Source organism: Comamonas odontotermitis (assembly GCF_040396735.1).
Taxonomy (GTDB): domain Bacteria; phylum Pseudomonadota; class Gammaproteobacteria; order Burkholderiales; family Burkholderiaceae_C; genus Comamonas; species Comamonas odontotermitis_C.
In genome coordinates this window covers 76,322-93,906 of record NZ_JBEBNZ010000017.1, presented here as the reverse complement: position 1 = coordinate 93,906, position 17,585 = coordinate 76,322, and the positions used below count along the sequence as shown (strand labels likewise).

Sequence of the window (17,585 nt, the reverse complement as noted above, 5' to 3'; positions counted from 1 at the left end):
GCCGTCAGGCGCAGCACCAGGGCGATATTTCCCAGTGCCAGATTGATGGCAGGCAACATCACATGGCGCCAGCCATCAGCGGAGAAGAGAGAAAACGGCACCCCGAAGATGCTGACCGTGTCGCCCCGGCCGGACGATGGCAGCCATTGCAACCAAACGGCGAACATCAATATCAGCATCATGCCCTGCCAGAAATTGGGCAGCGAAAAGCCCAGCACTGAGCCGCCCATCAGGCTGCGGCCCAGCGGCTTGTCGTTGAAGAGCCCGGCTACCAGACCCAGCGGAATGCCAATCAGGCAGGTCAAGCCGATGGCGACCAGCACCAGCTCGAAGGTGGCAGGAAAGCGCTGCACAATCAGCTCGATAGCCGGAATGCCATGCACGAACGAGGTACCCAGGTCGCCCTGGAAGGCACGGCTCAGAAAGCTCCAGTACTGCAGCCACACCGGCAGATCCAGCCCCAGGCGCTTGATCATGGCCTGGCGGTCAGCGTCGCTGGCCTCGGCGCTCACCAGCAGTTCGATGGGGTCGCCCACGGCATAGACTGCCATGAACACCACCAGCGATACCGCCAGCAGCACCAGAAAACTTTGCACCAATCGGCGCAGGATATAGACGATCACGTTGCGTCCCTATTCAACAAAAGCCCCGTGCTTCCCCACTCCGTGAGGTTGCTGCCCCATTTCAGGTGCCGGCCCGGCAATGAAAAATCACAATGCCCGCATGCCCCGCCGCCGGGGCCCATGCGGGCATGCCATGCACCAGGCCGACTTGCCCGGTGCACTGGCCTTACTTGGTCGGTTTGACCGACATGGCCAGCGTGTACTGGTCGCGCCGGCCTTCGTAGCTCAATCCTTTCTTGTATGCCCAGATGCTGCTCTCGAAGTGCAGCGGAATCAGCGGCACGTTGTCCAGCGCAATCTGCGTGGCCTTCTGGTACTCTGCCTTGCGCTGCGTGGAATCCATCAATGCCATCGCTGGCACGAACACTTTGTCAAACGCGGCATTGCTGAAGCCAGCGTAGTTGCTGGTGCCCAGGCCCAGGTCCTTGTTCGTTGAGGCGACCCAGTACTGGAACAGCCCGGATGCCTCGCCGTTTTCCGAAGGCCAGCCGCCTATCGCAAAGCTGAACTCACGCTTGGCACGCTTGGGGAAATAGATGGCCGCAGCCTGCGCATCGACCGTGGTCTTGATGCCGATGCGGGTCAGGTACTGCGCCACGGCCTGTGCGATCTGACCGTCGTTGATATAGCGGTCATTGGTGGTCGTCAAGGTCAACTCGAAGCCATTGGGGTAGCCCGCCTCGGCCAGCAGCTTCTTCGCGGCTTCGGGGTCGAACTTGATTTCCGCGGGCTTGTCGAGGCTGCCGAACATGCCTGCAGGCATGTACTGGTTGGCCACCGTGGCCATGCCGTCCATCAGGCGCTGCACGATGGCCTTGCGGTCAATCGCCATGCTGATGGCCTGGCGCACGCGCAGGTCCTGCAGCGGGTTCTTGCCATCGGCCGCTTTGACAAATGGGCTTTGCGCACGGCCGGAATCCGGCTGAAAGAAGATGAGCCGTGTGGATGGCGTCGCCACAAAGTCGAGCTTGCTGTTTTCCTTGATGCGCGGCAGATCGCGCGCAGCGGGGCTTTCGATCACGTCGTAGTCCCCCGACATCAAGCCGGTGAGGCGCGGGCCGGCATTGGGCACGGGCACCATCTTCACGGTTTTCCAGTGCGGCTTGGCACCCCAATAGCCTTCATTACGCTCCATCTCGATGCCCGTGCCCTTGACGTAGGACTTGAGCTTGTACGGACCCGTACCTATCGACAGCCTGCCGGTGTTGAACTCGGCCACCGTGGGCCATGGCGAGGTCACGCCGCAGCCTTCCTTGGGTGCGAATCTGAGCTTGTCGAACTTCGCGATACCGCTCCAGATGATGGGCAGCGAGCGCGCCAGCTCATTGGGCATGGTGGGGATGGGTCTGTCGCTTTTGATGATGACAGTGTGTTCATCGGGCGTCTGCACATCGGTGAAGTTCTGCATCGGCTCCATGTACGAACGCGACACATTGGTCTCATTGTTCAGTACACGGCAGATGGTGAACAGCACATCTTTCGATGTGAACGGCTCGCCGTTGGAGAACTTCACACCCTTGCGCAGCTTGAGCTCCCAGGTGTTGTCATCCACCGGCTTCCACGATTCCGCCAGACCCGGAATCAGCTCCATCTTCGCATTGCGGTTGATCAGCGACTCGAAGATATGGGCCGAGAACGAATCATTCGTCGTCACCTTGTGGTAGTGTGGATCAGCCGCCGTCGGCTCGGACGCGAGGCCAATGGTGAGCGACTGCGCTGCGGCCATGCCCGCAGGCAATGCCAGTGCTGCAAGGCCTGCCAGCGACAAGGTAGTGCGGCGAGAGATCTTCTTCATAGACACAGGTCGTTCCTCCTTGGTTAAAAGCCAGCTACAGCACGGCTCTGCGGCACGTGGGCGATAGCGATTGATCCGAATACTGAAGGGAAGGGAACAAAAGCACCATAGGTGACTTCCGCAACCCGTCCCATCCGTTGGCAATGCCCGCGATTACTTCGCAGGCTTGACCGAAGTTGCCAGCGTGTACTGGTCGCGGCGGCCTTCGTAGCTCAGGCCCTTCTTGAATGCCCAGATGCTGCTTTCAAAGTGCAGCGGAATCAGCGGCACGTTGTCCAGTGCAATCTTGGTCGCCTGCTCCAGCAGGGGCTTGCGCTTGGCCGCGTCCACGGTCTTGGCCGCAGGGATGTAGACCTTGTCGAATTCAGCACTGCTGAAGCCGCCATAGTTGCTGGTGCCCAGGCCCTTGGGCGAATCGGTCGATGCCACCCACAGCTGGAACAGGCCCGAGGCTTCGCCGTTCTCCGAAGGCCAGCCGCCCATGGCAAAGCTGTATTCGCGCTTGGCACGCTTGGGGAAGTAGATCGATGCCGTCATGGCATCCACCTTGGTCTTGATGCCCACGCGCGTGAGGTACTGCGCTACGGCCTGCGCGATCTGCGCGTCGTTCATGTAGCGGTCATTGGTGGACGACAGCGTCAGCTCGAAGCCATTGGGGTAGCCCGCTTCGGCCAGCAGTTTCTTGGCGCCCTCGGGGTCGAACTTGATCTCGGGCGCCTTGGCGAGGCCCCCGAACATGCCATCGGGCATGTACTGGTAGGCCGGTGTAGCCATGCCGTCCATCAGGCGCTGCACGATGGCCTTGCGGTCAATCGCCATGTTGATGGCCTTGCGCACGCGCAGGTCCTGCAGCGGGTTCTTGCCGTCCGGCGCAGTCACGAATGGCGACTTGTCGCGGCCAACATCGGGTTGAAAGAACACCAGGCGCGTGGAAGGCGTGGCCACGAAAGCCAGCTTCTTGTCTTCCTTGATGCGTGCCAGGTCGCGCGCGGCGGGGTTTTCGATCAGGTCGTAGTCGCCCGACATGAGGCCCGTCAGGCGCGGGCCGGCATTGGGCACGGATACCATCTTCACGGTCTGCCAGTGCGGCTTGGTGCCCCAATAGCTGTCGTTGCGCTCCAGGGTGATGCCTGTGCCCTTGATATAGGACTTGAGCTTGAACGGACCGGTGCCGATTGCCATCTTGCCGCTGTTGAAATCAGCCACCGTGGGCCAGGGGCCCTTGTAGCCACAGCCTTCCTTGGGGGCAAACTTGAGTTTGTCGTGCTTGACGATGCTGCTCGAGATGATGGGCAGGTTACGCGCAAACTCAGCTGGAATCAGCGGCACGGGCTCGGCCGTCTTGACGATGACGGTCAAGTCATCGGGCGTCTGCACATCGGTGATCAGCTTGGTCGTATCCATGTACGACTGCGACACATTGGTCTCGTTGTTCAGTGTGCGGCAGATGGTGAACAGCACATCCTGCGAGGTGAAAGGCGCGCCGTTGGAGAACTTCACGTCCTTGCGCAGCTTGAACTCCCAGGTCAGGTCGTCCAGATTCTTCCACGACAGGGCAAGCGATGGCACCAGCTCCATATTGGCAGTGCGCCCCACCAGAGAGTCATAGACATGGGCCGAGAACGAATCGTTCGTCGTCATCTTGTGATAGTGCGGATCGGCCGCGGTAGGCTCGGACGCCAGGGCGATGGTCAGCGTCTGCGCATGCGCAGCACCCATGAGCATACCAGCTGCCAGAGCCAGCGCACGCTTGTTCAGAGGGAAAGTCATATCTGCCTTCAAGATGTATGGGGTGCCACTGCGGCACCCATTTTCTGGCACCGGTTCCAGGCACCCTTGCAGAAAGGCCACGGCAAGCGCACGCCCGCCTCGCACCGCTGCTGTAAAAAAGTCGGCACATTCTTACACGAAAATTACAGCCATCTGATGCCTCACAAGCCGTGATTACTGGGCATTTACCCCATGAAAACAAGCACTTTATGAGGATGCGGAATGATGTTGTGCAGGCTGCGCAACAATGCGATCCCCTGGGCGGCGACGCGTCCCGTACAAGCGGCTCGAATTGCCCCTGCCCGGACTGAATGCACTCGAAAGAAATCGATACGGAGCACAGGACTTCATTTCGAGGCCAGCCCTCCTTATCCAAACTATCTAGAATCGCTCCATCATGCGTCGCCGCTTACTTCTTTGCTCTACTTTGTGCATAACCATCGGGCTTGCAGGCTGTTCTCTGGCCCCTCGCAGCTATACCTTGTCACAGGACGAGTTGCAAACCATGGTGGCCAAGGCTTTTCCACGCCAATATCCACTGCTGGGACTGGTGACCCTCAATGTCAATGCGCCTGCCCTGGGGCTCAAGCCAGAGATCAACCGCATCAACGCCACCATGACCGCGCAGCTCAATGGCAAGGTGCTGCCTCACAGCTTTGATGGCGCAATGGACCTGGATTTTGCGCTGCGCTACGAACCCAGGGACCATACCTTGCGTGCCACCCAGGTGCATGTGAATTCCCTGATGATGACTGGCCTGCCCGATGGACTGGCCAACATGCTGCAGGCCTACGCGCCCCGCGCGGCCGAGCAGGCCATGGATGACGTCATCGTCCACACCCTGCGCGATGAAGATCTGGCCAAACTCGACAAGGCCGACCGCCTGCCTGCCTCGTTCACCGTCACCAAGAGTGGCCTGCGCATCGATTTCGACGAAAAGTCCAAGGCAGCAAACTGAATTCAATTGATTTATGCTGCGGTCATTGCGCGCATCTCGCGCTCTGAACGGAGACCTCAGCATGCCTACCCTGGACGATTTCAGCATTACCCGCAAATGGCCTGCCACACGGCCTGATCTGCTGCAACTGTATTCGCTGGCCACGCCCAATGGCGTGAAGGTGTCAATCATGCTGGAAGAGCTGGGCGTGCCCTATGAGGTGCACCACATCAGCTTTGACAGCAATGACCAGTTGGCACCGGAATTCGTCGGCACCTTCCCCAACAACAAGATTCCGGCCATCCTCGACCCCAATGGCCCTGGCGGCGAGCCGCTTGCACTGTTCGAGTCAGGCGCCATCCTGGTGTACCTGGCCGAAAAATACAACCAGTTCCTGCCGCAGGACCTGGGGCTGCGCTACACGACGCTGCAGTGGCTGATGTTCCAGATGGGCGGCATCGGCCCCATGTTCGGCCAGGTGGGCTTCTTCAACATCTATGGCGGCAAGGATTTCGAGGACAAGCGCCCGCTCATGCGCTACGTGAACGAATCGAAGCGATTGCTCACCGTGCTGGACAAGCACCTGGCAGGCAAGGACTGGGTGGTGGGCAGCGAATACACGATTGCCGACATGGCCATCTTCCCGTGGATCCGCAACATGATCGTGCGCTACAACGCCGAAGAGCTGATCGGCTGGGGCCAGTACCCCGAAGTAAGCCGCGTGCTCAGCCAGTGGCTGCAGCGCCCAGCCGTGCAGCGCGGCCTGCTGGTTCCGGCCCGCTGAAGAGGAGACCCCCCATGGATTCCACCCCATTGAACCGCTACCCTGGCCGCGTTGCTGACGTGGGAGGTGTGCCGGTATTGCGCGCCCTGCCCAACCGTGCCCGCCGCATGGTGGGCGCCTGGTGTTTTCTGGACCACGCAGGCCCGTCCCACTTTGCCGAAGGCCCCGGCATGCAGGTCGGCCCGCACCCGCATACCTGCCTGCAGACCTTCACCTGGATGATCGAAGGCGAAGTGCTGCACCGCGACAGTCTGGGCAGCGAGCAACCGATCCGCCCGGGCCAGGTGAACCTGATGACGGCCGGCAAAGGCATTGCTCACTCGGAGGAAAGCCTGGGCAAGCCCGATTTCCACGCCGTGCAGCTGTGGATTGCCCTGCCCAAGGACCAGCGTTTCATGCCCCCGCGCTTTCAGCATTACCCGGTGCTGCCCCAATTCAGCCGCCAAGGCCTGCAGATGACGGTTCTGGCTGGCGAGTGGGAGGGCCAGCGCGCCCCCACCGAAGTACACAGCCCGCTGGTGGCTGTGGACATGGAGGCCAGCCAACCCACCTCTGCCGCCCTGGCGCTGCGCCCCGACTTTGAATACGGGGTGCTCTGCCTGTATGGAGACCTGCAGGTGAACGGCCAGACGGCGGCCGCCAATGAGCTGATCTACCTGCCCGAGGGCGGCAGTGCGGTCGATGTGCAATGCGGCGCAAACAGCCGCTTCATTCTGCTGGGCGGCGAGCCTTACGAGGGAGGCGTGCTGATCTGGTGGAATTTTGTCGGCCAGAGCCAGGAAGAGATTGAAGGCTTCCTGGCCAACTGGAACCAGGGCACTGGCTTCGGGGAGCCGGTGGCCTCGCCGCTGCCGCCGCTGACGGCCCCGACACTCGATGGCGTGCAATTGCGACAGCGGTAGATGCAGCCCATGGTTTACTGCCTGCAATTGCTATTATTTATATAGCTATTGATGCTTATACATTGCGCACCAATGGCTTTGAAATTGCAGAATACACTAGGGGGCAGTGCTTTGCAGCTGGAACTGAGGCTTGGGTTGCGGCTGGCCCGCTTCACTTGATTTTCAGGCCGTAGCCATCCGGCGGTGCAGTGTGAACGGTGGCAGGCTCGCGAGCAGGCGCTGGCCGTAACCGGTGCGCACCAGGCGCTTGTCGTAGCAATACACATGGGCCTGGTCGGCCTCGGTGCGGATGGCGCGGCCCACCCACTGCGCCAAGCGGATGGCGGTGGCTGGCACCACGATTTCACTGAATGGATCGCGGCCCGAATTTTTCAGCCACTCGGCACGCGCCTCGTCCACCGGGTCGTCAGGGGGCGCAAATGGCAGCTTGGTGATGAACAGGGATTCGCACAGCGCCCCCGGCAGATCCAGCCCTTCACCAAAGCTCTGCATGCCAAAGATGATGGATGGCAGGCCGGAAGCCACACGCTCGCGGTGTTGCTGCAGCAACTGCCCGCGTGGCAAGGTGTTCTGCACCAGCACATGCTGGCGCATGGCAGTGGGCAGGGCATCGACCGCCAGGCGCATCTGCTCACGCGAAGTGAACAACACGAGGCCGCCCGCCTGCACCTGGGCAAGGTCTTCCAGCAAGGCGTCGACCATTTCGTTGGTGTATTGGGCAGGCATGCGTGGATCTGCCTGGGTCTCGGTCACCACCAGACTGCCCTGCTCGGCGTAGTTGAAGGGGCTGGCCACTTCGAGCGTACTGACAGCCGCATCGTTGTTCAACCCCGCTTCGCGCAGAAAGAAATCAAACTGGCCGCCGCTGGTAAGCGTGGCCGAGGTGAGCACCGCGCCGCGCACCTGACTCCACAGATGGTGGCGCAAGGTCGAGCCCGGAATCACCGGACTGGCATAGGCCTTGATGGCGACAAACTCGCCCACCACATCCAGCGTGAACCACTTGGCCGCAGGTACGCTGCCCGCAGGCGCATCCTGCAGCAACAGCTGTGTGGTGTTGTGCACGGCCTCCAACCTCGGCGCCAAGGTGCCGACCTGCGCATACAAGGTGGACAGGCGTTTGGCCTCATCGGGCTGATCACGCATCTGGGCGCGCAGGGCCTTGGAGATGGCTTGCAGCACCTCCAGAAAGGCCCCTGCGTGGTGTGCTGCCTGCGCCAGGGGCTCCACCAGCGCGGGCGGCAGCTCTCCGCGGGGCAGGCGCACGCGCGCCGGGCCCCGGCCGCCGCCTTGCAATTGCTGGCGCATGCCTTCTCCATACTCGTCCATGATCAGGCGCGCCATGTCCTGCAGATGTTGACGCAATTGCGACGAATGGCGCGGAACGTCAGCGATCTCCGAAACCTCGACCAGCGCCCCCACGCGCTGCGCACGGCTTGCGAGCTTGTCGATCCAGGTAAGCTGGCTCAGGTTCATTTCACAGGCAAACTGGTCCAGCGCGGTACCAGGCAGATGGTGGGCCTCGTCCAGGATCAGCAGGCAGTTGTCCAGCTCCGGCAGCAGCCGCGCACCCAGCGAGGACAGCAGCAGATCGTGGTTGGCCACCAACACCTGCGCCTGCACCAGCTCCTTGCGGCGTTCGTAATACGTGCAACTGCCAAACAAGGGGCAGTGCTTGCCGGTGCAAGAGGCTCCTTCAGCAGCCACCGGGCTCCAGACTTCGGGCTCGGGTGGCGTATCCAGGGTGTCGCGGTCGCCATCCCAGCGCCGGGTAGCCAGAGCATCGGCCATGCTGGTGTAGAACTGCAGGCGTGCCGCATGCTCCTGCGGGCTGCGCTGGGCGTTGCGTGCCTGCGCTGCCTCTTCGGGGAAGAAATCGTCGTCGATGGGTTCGCCTCCATCGGCTGCATCACCCTGTGCCGCACCCGCCAGACGCTCCAGCTTGAGCTTGCATACGTAGCGCCCACGCCCTTTGGCCAGCGCATATTTGAAGGGCTGCGGCATCTGCTGAGCCAGCGCTGGCAAATCCTTGTTCACCAACTGCTCTTGCAGCGCCACCGTTGCCGTCGAAATCAGCACGCGCGTGCCGCGCTCCAGCGCCATTGCAATGGCAGGTACCGCATACGCCAGCGATTTACCCACGCCAGTGCCCGCCTGGATGACCGCAAGGGCGCGTTGCGGCTCTTCGCCCTCTTCCAGCTTGCCCAGTTGCGCAGCGGCAAAAGTCTCCGCCACCTTCTCGGCCATCAAGCGCTGCCCAGGCCGCGAGCGAAAGCCACCATCGGCATTCACCATGCGGTCAAAAGCAGAAACAGCGTTGCGAGCCCATTCAGAAGAAGACATAGGCGGTGAGTGTGGCATGGTTTGCGTGCACGCAAGCAACACTGGGGTTTTATGCGGTATTGAGGGGGTGGCTGGCGACAATACTCGCCCAATACCATTTGTCGGTCTGCGACTTCCTCCCCCATCACAGTGACATTTGGCAATACCCCGCCACCCATGCCAGACAGTAGAATTACTTAGGGCATACTCGATGCCATTTTTCATCAGGGTAAAAATACTGCGTGTTTCCGACAAGGAAAGCATGCAGCGCGACCACGCATGGGGCATATGGCTGCCAAGCGCGTACGGTCGCTGTGAATCAAGGCTGAAATGGCAACTTATCAAATTACTACCACGGTACTGGGCGTGCTTTTTGCCGCAGTCATCCTGTACCTCATCCGTGGTGACCGCCTTTATTTGAGGTTGGGCTTGTTCTGGTTCGCGCTGGCGATGCTTGCCGTGTTGCTGGGCGTGTGGCCCCGCATGCTCGATCAGGTGGCAGATCAGTTGGGCATTCGCTATTCGCCCACGCTGCTGCTGGTATGTGCCGTAGCCGTCCTGTTCATCAAGGCCTTGCACGCAGACATGGTCAACACGCGGATCGAGCGACAAGTGCGCCGGCTCAACCAGAGCCTGGCACTCCTGCACATCAAGAGCCAGCAAGCTGCCAGCGAAAAATCCTGAACACTCACTCCATCAACTTCAGCAAGTCATTCCAATGTCAAAGCTTACGCCGGTCATCATGTGTGGTGGCAGTGGAACCCGTTTGTGGCCTCTCTCGCGCGAACACTATCCCAAGCAGTTTCTGAGCCTGAGCGCCGATGGCAAATCGATGCTGCAAAACACGGCGTTGCGCCTGAATGGACTGAATTCTGGCATCCAGCAGACGGGTCCCATCCTGGTGTGCAACGCTGAGCACCGTTTTCTGGCAGCCCAGCAACTGCAGGAGCAAGGCATTGCCGGCGCCAAGCTGGTACTGGAGCCCATTGGCCGCAATACGGCCCCCGCCCTGACCTTGGCTGCCTTGGTGGCCGAGCCCGATGCCGTGCTGCTGGCCATGCCTGCCGACCACGTCATGACGCGCCCTGAGCAATTGCACCGGGCAGCGGAAATTGGCTGGACACTGGCCCAGGACGGCGCCATGGTGACTTTTGGAATCGTTGCGGACCGGCCGGAAACCGGATATGGCTATATCCAGAAAGGTGCGGCGGACAACAACGGCGCATTTTCCATCCAGAGCTTTGCGGAAAAGCCATCTGCACAGGTTGCCGAGCAATACCTGGCCAGCGGTCAGTACTTGTGGAACAGCGGCCTGTTCATGGTGCGCGCCGACCAGTGGCTCAAAGCCATGGCTGCCCTGCAGCCCGCAATGCTACAAGCCTGCCAACAATCCATGGCCCAAAGCACGACGGACATGGATTTCATCCGCCCGCATACCGATATCTTCGGCGCGTGTCCGTCGGACTCCATCGACTACGCGGTCATGGAAAAACTGCCCGTCAGGCCCGAACTGGGCGTACCCGCGCGCGTTGTACCGCTGGATGCCGGATGGTCAGACCTGGGCGCCTGGGATGCCCTGTGGGACGTTCTGCCGAAAGACGCGCACGGCAACACCGGAACCGGTGAAACCCTGGCAGTCGATACACGCAACAGCCTGCTGTTCTCTGAAAACCGCCTGATCGCCACCGTCGGCCTGGAAAACGTCGTCATTGTGGAAACTGCCGACGCCGTGCTGGTGGCCGACAAACGTCGCACACAGGATGTGAAAAAGGTCGTGGCCGAGCTCAAAGCCCAAAAGCGCAGCATGGCCTCCACCCACCGCAAGGTGCACCGCCCCTGGGGCTGGTACGACAGCATCGACAGCGGCGAGCGCTTCCAGGTCAAGCGCATCGTGGTCAACCCCGGCGCCAAGCTCAGCCTGCAGATGCACCACCACCGGGCCGAACACTGGATCGTGGTGAAGGGCACTGCTGAGGTCACCAATGGCGACGAAACCTTCCTGCTTGGCGAAAACGAATCCACCTTCATTCCCCTCGGACACGCCCATCGCCTGGCCAACCCCGGCAAGGTGCCACTGGAGATCATCGAGGTCCAATCGGGCAGCTACCTGGGTGAAGATGACATCGTCCGCTTTGAAGACACCTACGGCCGCGCGCCAGTAGTGCAAACCGCCAAGTGACTACCATGCCCGGATTACCTATGCTTCGCGCCCTATGGGCATACCGCGGTTTCATCTGGAGCAGCGTGCTGCGCGAATTTCACGGCAAGTACCGTGAATCGCTATTGGGCGCTTTCTGGTCGGTGGCCAATCCGCTGGCCATGATTCTTATCTATACCTTGGTGATGGGCCAACTAATGCGGCCTACGCTTCCAGGCTATGAGAAAACACCATTCGCGTTCCCTATCTACTTGTGCGCAGGGGTCATCACTTGGAACTTCTTCTCTGAAGTGGTACTGCGTTTGAATGGCGTCTTCATTGACAACGGCAACCTCATCAAGAAGTCAAATTTTCCGCGCATCTGCCTCCCTGCCATTGTGATGGTCTCCGCCTTCCTTAACTTCGCCATCGTGATGGTGATCTATCTGATCTTTTTGGCATTGGTCGGCCATTGGCCGGGCTCGTCTTTGATTGCAATGCTGCCTCTGCTGCTGTTACAAACCGGTTTCGCAGTGGGCCTGGGTGTACTGTTAGGTACGCTAAATGTGTTCTTTCGCGATGTCGGGCAACTGACAGGTGTGGTGATGCAATTCTGGTTCTGGCTCACGCCGATCGTTTACACGTTAGGTGCGCTGCCTGAGAAAGTCCGCCCATTTATGGCGCTCAACCCAATGGTCGGTCTTATGCAAGGCTACCAACAGATCTTACTTACCCAAAGCTGGCCAGCTTGGAGACCTCTCTGGCCGTTGCTGGCCTTGAGCCTGCTGCTGTTGGCGCTGGCAGCGTGGTTCTTCACCGCCCGTGTGGGCGAACTGGTGGACGAGCTATGACTAATGCCTTAACTGTGAACCATGTGGGTAAGGCTTACAAACGCTACTTTAACAAGTGGGCGCGAGCTTGGGAATGGGTGTCGCGTCGTAGCAGGCACGAGAAAACCTGGGTGCTAAAGGATATTGATTTCAGTGTCAAACCCGGTGAAGCTGTTGGCATCATTGGCGTGAACGGCGCAGGCAAGAGTACCTTGCTGAAAATCATTACTGGAACCACGCAACCTACCACTGGCCAGGTGCATACCAGTGGCCGAGTAGCCGCTTTGTTAGAATTGGGCATGGGCTTTCACCCCGATTTTACGGGGCGACAAAATGTATCGATGGCGGGCCAACTATTGGGCCTGAGTCAAGCAGAAATCTCCGCGCACATGCCAGCCATCGAGGCATTTGCTGAAATCGGAGAATATATTGATCGCCCTGTACGACTATATTCGAGTGGAATGCAAATGCGACTCGCTTTCAGCGTAGCGACCGCTGTTCGCCCGGATTTACTAATCGTAGACGAAGCACTGTCGGTAGGCGATGCCTATTTTCAGCACAAAAGCTTCAACAAGATTCGTGAATTCCGTGAGAAAGGCACTAGTTTACTCATTGTTTCGCATGATCGGTCTGCCATTCAAAATCTCTGTGATCGAGCAATATTGCTTGAACGTGGAAATATCATCAGAGACGGAAGCCCAGAAGAAGTCATGGACTTCTACAATGCAAAAATCGCTGAGCGCGAAAATTCAAAAATCCTCGTCAACAAGCTAGAGAATGGGAAGTCGCAAATTATTTCTGGTAATGGTGAGGCCGTTGTTACAGAAATTTATATTGAAGACGAGGAAGGAAAGCAGATAGAGTACGTCGATGTCGGTCAGCCCATTACGCTGTGCTTGAAGGTGGAAGCAAGGGAATCGATTGACCGACTGGTGCTGGGTTATGGTATTAAGGATCGGCTTGGTCAAGTAATATTTGGCACCAATACCGATCTCAAACAGCAGGTTCTGAAGGACGTCAAATCAGGAGATGTAATTGATTTTCGAATCCATTTTCCTGCCAACTTAGGTCCTGGTAGCTACTCCATACAGACTGCGCTATGCAGTGCGGAGACTCATCTGCTGAACAACTATGAATGGCGTGACTTAGCCTTGATGTTTGACGTCATTAACGTCAACAAAGCATCTTTTGCCGGCTGCGCATGGATTGATCCGACTATTGATATTCGTAAGTCCTGATGTTTGTCTCATACTCTCAAAATTTTGAAGACCTGATGCTATGGCGAGCATTGAAGGATATCAAGAACGGCTTCTATATCGATATTGGAGCCCAGGATCCGATCATTGACTCAGTTAGTCTTGCTTTCCATGAGCGTGGGTGGGAGGGAGTGAGTGTGGAGCCCTCGCCACAATTTGCAGCTCTTTTTAGAGAGCATCGCCCCCATGAAGTTGTGGAGCAAGTTGCAATTGGTGATGGGAACAAGCTGCAAACCCTGTACGAATTCAAGGACACGGGGCTGTCAACCGGCGACCCGGAAATAGCTCGACAGCATGAGGAAAGAGGCCTTGTTGCAAATGAGGTTCATATCCCCTCAATGTCCCTGGATGCATTGCTGGAAAAATGTGGTCAACGAGACATCCATTGGTTGAAAATAGATGTGGAGGGTCTGGAAGAGGCTGTATTGCGAAGCTGGAATGAGGCTAGTGCCCGGCCTTGGATTCTTCTCATTGAAGCCACAAGGCCAGGCACTCCAATCACCAGCTATGAGGGCTGGGAGCCGCTCGTGTTGAGCAAAGACTACGCATTTGCCTATTTTGATGGCCTCAATCGTTTTTACATACACCAATCACACAGTGAGCTTCATGCTGCCTTTGTCGCACCTCCCAATGTGTTTGACAACTTCAGCTTGAGCGGTTTTGCATCGCAACCTTTTTGTAGCATACCTATACAAAAGCAAAAAAAGGCCTCAGCACGCGCGGATGCTGCCGAAGCCGCGAATGACATGCTCACAACGACCAATAGTGAGTTGCTGGAAAAGTTGCGCCATTGGCATGCAAAATCTCTGCAACAAGACGCGGACCATACAGCCTTGCTTCATAGCTACGTAGCACTGAATGCAAGTTATGAAGCCGTACGCAACAGTTGGTCTTGGCGCGTGACCGCACCTCTTCGAGTGTCATTGAGAACACTGCTGGCGACTGCCAAAGGACTACGAGTTTTTATCAATCGCTTTATTTTTCATGCCATCAATGCGTTCAAGGCTCCTCTGACCCGATTGATGTCTGTAATACTGAAAAATCAGCGCTTGAGCAGTTGGCTGAATCGACTGATACAGAGATTTCCCTTTCTACACCAGCATCTGCGTACCATGGCTATAGAAGCTGGACATATAGACAACAGTAATTTACCCCATCGACAACCTCAAGATTCCTCGCTGACTCCGCGCGCCACGAGGATTGAAGCCAAGCTTTCCAAGTTGATTGCGCAACACAGGAGCACCATTGATGCGCATCATCATTGATCTGCAGGCGGCACAGGCAAGCAATGCTAATCGAGGTATCGGTCGCTATGCCTTGGCCTTGGCCAAGGGCATGGCAAGAAATCGAGGCGAGCATGATATCTTCATTGTATTGAGCGCGGCCTTTCCTGAATCCATTGCACATCTTCGAAATACTTTCGAAGACATATTGCCTGTAGAAAATATTTGCGTCTGGCATCCCATTGGATCTCCGAATTTCATGGACCCAGCGAATACCTGGAGTCGCAAGGGCTCCGAAATACTGCGTGAGGCTTTTTTAGCCAATCTCAAACCCGATGTGGTGCTGGTCAGTAGCTTGTTCGAGGGACCTGGTGATGATGCTGTTACCAGCCTTGGTTTGTTCGACAAGCAAACTTTTGTTGCCACCGTCCTATACGATCTGATTCCCCACATTTATCCGGATATCTATTTACAATCAGATGTCATAGCGGCTTGGTACAACCAGAAATTGATGCACTTAAAGCGTGCCAATATCCAGCTGGCCATCTCCGAATCATCTCGAAGCGAGAGTATTCAATATCTTGCCACGCCCCCGGAACATGTTGTCAATATATCAGCTGCTATCGATGCGAGCTTTGAGCCGATCGCAGTCGATCATGAGACCCAGCAGGCATTGCAAAAGCGACTGGGGCTCAAAGGCCGCTTCGTACTCTATACCGGTGGTATAGATCATCGTAAGAATATCGAAGGTTTGATTCGGGCCTTTGCCTTACTGCCAGCAGAGGACCGTCGCCAACTGCAATTGGCGATCGTCTGCTCCATCTCTGACGACAACCGTTCCCGATTGGGAAATCTAGTGCACCAAAGCGGCCTGCATGCCGATGCAGTGGTCTTTACCGGTTTCGTATCAGACGAGGACCTGCTTGTCCTATACAACCTGTGCGAACTCTTTGTCTTCCCCTCCTGGCATGAAGGCTTTGGCCTTCCTGCCTTGGAAGCCATGGCATGCGGTAAGGCAGTCATTGCATCCAATTGCTCAAGTTTGCCTGAAGTAGTCGGGCGCGCCGATGCTTTGTTCGACCCCCATGACGATCAGGCTATTGCAGACAAGATAGCTCTTGTATTGAACGATCATGGTTTCCGCAGTGAACTTGAGCACCATGGCCTTATGCAAGCCAGAAAATTCAGCTGGGATGCATCTGCACTGGCCGCACTGAAGGCAATTGCAGATCAGTGGTCAAAACTTCGGCCTAAATCTGAAGGTCTGGCATTAACCCAACCCCGCCCTAAGCTGGCCTATGTTTCCCCTCTGCCGCCTGAGAGGAGCGGGATATCTGACTATAGTGCCGAACTGCTGCCTGCATTGGCGCAGTATTACGATATTGACGTGGTGGTGGAGCAAGACAGTATTTCCACGCCTTGGATTAATCAGCACTGCACCCCGCGTAATGCCAATTGGCTGAGGGAACATGCAGGAGAATATGAGCGCGTGCTTTATCACTTCGGCAACTCGCACTTCCATCAGCACATGTTTGATCTGATTGAAGAGGTTCCTGGTGTCATTGTCTTGCACGACTTCTTCCTCTCCGGGATCATTTCCTATTTGACCCGTTCCGGGCAAGCACCCTTTGCCTGGGATGATGCGCTGTACGAGAGCCATGGCTACAAAGCGTTGGCAGAACGCCACGCCCCAGAGGTTAATTGGGCTGATATTGTTGGGAAATATCCTTGCAATCTCCCAGTACTCCAATCGGCATACGGCGTCATTGTTCACTCAGAGCATTCGCGTCAGTTGGCAGATGCTTGGTATGGCGAATCAGCAAGTCAAAACTGGGCAGTCATACCGTTGCTCCGCACACCCCCGAAAACGCTTAGCACAGACACACGCCAAACGGTCCGTGCTCAACTTGGCTATCGGGACGATCAGTTCATCGTTTGCAGCTTTGGTTTCATTGCTTCTACCAAGCTCAGCCACAAGATTGTAGAGGCTTGGCTAAATTCACCCTTGGCGCAAGATGACCGCTGCGTGCTTGTATTTGTCGGGGCCACTGACAACAGCGAGTATTCGAACGCCTTCCTCTCGCAGATAAAGCGTAGCAAGGCCAAAGCCCAGATTGTCATCACAGGGTGGGCCAGCAACGAGCTATTTCACAACTATCTGACGATCGCAGATGTAGGCGTACAACTCCGAACACATTCGCGTGGTGAGACATCGGCTGCGGTATTGGACTGCATGAACTATGGCTTAACCACCATCGTCAATGCCCATGGCAGCATGGCCGACTTGCCTAAGGATGCGGTATGGATGCTGGATGATAACTTTGAAAACCAGCAATTGACAGAAGCGTTGAAAACACTATTTGATAGTGAAGTGAAGCGCACGGTTTTGGGCAAGCGTGCCATGGATATCTTGCACAATAAACATGATCCCGGCAAGTGCGCGATGGAATATCACCGAATCATAGAGTCTTTTTACGCAAAGCAAAAATTGGGAATTCAACCAATACTTAAAGCTATAGCCCAAATGGATGGTGATTTCATACCGACAAAATTAGCGGCGAGTGCGATTGATAAATCAATGGCATCCTGTTTGGATTTGCCACAGATATTACTCGATGTTACTGAATTGATTGAAGATCAGAAAAAATCTAGTGATATCGGGCATGAGACCCTTATAGCAACTCTTGTTGCTGGGGACTTCAAATGCCGAATAGAGCCAATTTATTTGAAGGATCAAACATTTCATTACGCAAGAAATTTCACCTTGCAAGAAATGAATTTGAATTTCGTCAGTTTGCCCGATCATCCAATCAATATTCGGGCTGGTGATCACTACATCGGCAAATCCTCTAATCGCAAGCAAGTGGCAATTCGAGAAATAAAAAATACGGGTGCTGCCGTTGATTTTATTGAAAATCTATGGCTTGTGGACACCAGTCTTCAAATAACCAATCTGCTCCGAAATCTCGATAAAGATAAGGACAGGTCCCTCAAGACTAATTAACG

At 56.8% G+C, this 17,585-nt stretch carries 13 protein-coding genes; 9 read left to right on the top strand and 4 right to left on the bottom strand.

Features of this window, described 5'->3' with window-relative positions; all coding sequences use genetic code 11:
• From ACH2DG_RS15100 to ACH2DG_RS15090, 3 genes are all read right to left on the bottom strand, one after another.
• A partial coding sequence (locus ACH2DG_RS15100) for an ABC transporter permease (protein ID WP_395027137.1) occupies positions 1-623 on the bottom strand: 623 nt, incomplete at its 3' end.
• Positions 624-789: 166 nt separating this feature from the next.
• Positions 790-2,409: an ABC transporter substrate-binding protein gene (locus tag ACH2DG_RS15095; RefSeq protein ID WP_395027140.1), complete on the bottom strand. Its 1,620-nt coding sequence runs from the start codon at positions 2,407-2,409 to the stop codon at positions 790-792.
• Between the two features lie 162 nt (positions 2,410-2,571).
• The gene (locus tag ACH2DG_RS15090) at positions 2,572-4,188 is read right to left on the bottom strand and encodes an ABC transporter substrate-binding protein (protein ID WP_395027136.1); all 1,617 of its coding nucleotides are present in this window, start codon (positions 4,186-4,188) and stop codon (positions 2,572-2,574) included.
• A gap of 505 nt (positions 4,189-4,693) precedes the next feature.
• Here ACH2DG_RS15090 and ACH2DG_RS15085 point away from each other — a divergent pair.
• From ACH2DG_RS15085 to ACH2DG_RS15075, 3 genes are all read left to right on the top strand, one after another.
• Positions 4,694-5,146 carry a DUF1439 domain-containing protein gene (locus ACH2DG_RS15085; protein WP_395027135.1) on the top strand — a complete coding sequence of 151 codons (453 nt, stop codon included), beginning with the start codon at positions 4,694-4,696 and terminating at the stop codon, positions 5,144-5,146.
• 61 nt (positions 5,147-5,207) lie between these two features.
• Positions 5,208-5,909 carry a glutathione S-transferase N-terminal domain-containing protein gene (locus ACH2DG_RS15080; protein ID WP_395027133.1) on the top strand — a complete coding sequence of 234 codons (702 nt, stop codon included), beginning with the start codon at positions 5,208-5,210 and terminating at the stop codon, positions 5,907-5,909.
• 14 nt (positions 5,910-5,923) lie between these two features.
• Positions 5,924-6,811: a pirin family protein gene (locus ACH2DG_RS15075; RefSeq protein WP_395027131.1), complete on the top strand. Its 888-nt coding sequence runs from the start codon at positions 5,924-5,926 to the stop codon at positions 6,809-6,811.
• Between the two features lie 162 nt (positions 6,812-6,973).
• Here ACH2DG_RS15075 and dinG read toward each other — a convergent pair whose 3' ends face one another.
• Complete coding sequence (gene dinG / locus ACH2DG_RS15070; protein ID WP_395027130.1) at positions 6,974-9,154, bottom strand: ATP-dependent DNA helicase DinG; 2,181 nt, start codon at positions 9,152-9,154, stop codon at positions 6,974-6,976.
• 309 nt (positions 9,155-9,463) lie between these two features.
• Between dinG and ACH2DG_RS15065 the strand changes: the two genes are divergently transcribed.
• From ACH2DG_RS15065 to ACH2DG_RS15040, 6 genes are read left to right on the top strand one after another with little or no spacing between them, the layout of a single operon-like run.
• The gene (locus tag ACH2DG_RS15065; RefSeq protein ID WP_184704550.1) at positions 9,464-9,817 is read left to right on the top strand and encodes a DUF2304 domain-containing protein; all 354 of its coding nucleotides are present in this window, start codon (positions 9,464-9,466) and stop codon (positions 9,815-9,817) included.
• A 34-nt stretch (positions 9,818-9,851) separates the two neighbouring features.
• Positions 9,852-11,312 carry a mannose-1-phosphate guanylyltransferase/mannose-6-phosphate isomerase gene (locus tag ACH2DG_RS15060; protein WP_395027128.1) on the top strand — a complete coding sequence of 487 codons (1,461 nt, stop codon included), beginning with the start codon at positions 9,852-9,854 and terminating at the stop codon, positions 11,310-11,312.
• 5 nt (positions 11,313-11,317) lie between these two features.
• Positions 11,318-12,121, top strand: coding sequence for an ABC transporter permease (locus tag ACH2DG_RS15055; protein WP_395027126.1), 804 nt, complete (start codon positions 11,318-11,320; stop codon positions 12,119-12,121).
• Positions 12,118-13,338, top strand: coding sequence for an ABC transporter ATP-binding protein (locus ACH2DG_RS15050; protein ID WP_395027124.1), 1,221 nt, complete (start codon positions 12,118-12,120; stop codon positions 13,336-13,338). Before ACH2DG_RS15055 ends, ACH2DG_RS15050 begins: the two co-directional genes overlap by 4 nt.
• Positions 13,338-14,621 carry an FkbM family methyltransferase gene (locus tag ACH2DG_RS15045; protein ID WP_395027123.1) on the top strand — a complete coding sequence of 428 codons (1,284 nt, stop codon included), beginning with the start codon at positions 13,338-13,340 and terminating at the stop codon, positions 14,619-14,621. Before ACH2DG_RS15050 ends, ACH2DG_RS15045 begins: the two co-directional genes overlap by 1 nt.
• Positions 14,605-17,583, top strand: a complete 2,979-nt coding sequence (locus ACH2DG_RS15040; RefSeq protein WP_395027122.1) for a glycosyltransferase — start codon at positions 14,605-14,607, stop codon at positions 17,581-17,583. Before ACH2DG_RS15045 ends, ACH2DG_RS15040 begins: the two co-directional genes overlap by 17 nt.
• Positions 17,584-17,585 lie beyond the last annotated feature (2 nt).

What these genes read in the sequence shown, in the direction of transcription:
- ACH2DG_RS15090 (WP_395027136.1), bottom strand. Translation starts at nt 4,188, where the DNA reads ATGACTTTCCCTCTGAACAAGCGTGCGCTGGCTCTGGCAGCTGGTATG.
- ACH2DG_RS15085 (WP_395027135.1), top strand. Translation starts at nt 4,694, where the DNA reads ATGGTGGCCAAGGCTTTTCCACGCCAATATCCACTGCTGGGACTGGTG.
- ACH2DG_RS15080 (WP_395027133.1), top strand. Translation starts at nt 5,208, where the DNA reads ATGCCTACCCTGGACGATTTCAGCATTACCCGCAAATGGCCTGCCACA.
- ACH2DG_RS15075 (WP_395027131.1), top strand. Translation starts at nt 5,924, where the DNA reads ATGGATTCCACCCCATTGAACCGCTACCCTGGCCGCGTTGCTGACGTG.
- dinG (WP_395027130.1), bottom strand. Translation starts at nt 9,154, where the DNA reads ATGTCTTCTTCTGAATGGGCTCGCAACGCTGTTTCTGCTTTTGACCGC.
- ACH2DG_RS15065 (WP_184704550.1), top strand. Translation starts at nt 9,464, where the DNA reads ATGGCAACTTATCAAATTACTACCACGGTACTGGGCGTGCTTTTTGCC.
- ACH2DG_RS15060 (WP_395027128.1), top strand. Translation starts at nt 9,852, where the DNA reads ATGTCAAAGCTTACGCCGGTCATCATGTGTGGTGGCAGTGGAACCCGT.
- ACH2DG_RS15055 (WP_395027126.1), top strand. Translation starts at nt 11,318, where the DNA reads ATGCCCGGATTACCTATGCTTCGCGCCCTATGGGCATACCGCGGTTTC.
- ACH2DG_RS15050 (WP_395027124.1), top strand. Translation starts at nt 12,118, where the DNA reads ATGACTAATGCCTTAACTGTGAACCATGTGGGTAAGGCTTACAAACGC.
- ACH2DG_RS15045 (WP_395027123.1), top strand. Translation starts at nt 13,338, where the DNA reads ATGTTTGTCTCATACTCTCAAAATTTTGAAGACCTGATGCTATGGCGA.
- ACH2DG_RS15040 (WP_395027122.1), top strand. Translation starts at nt 14,605, where the DNA reads ATGCGCATCATCATTGATCTGCAGGCGGCACAGGCAAGCAATGCTAAT.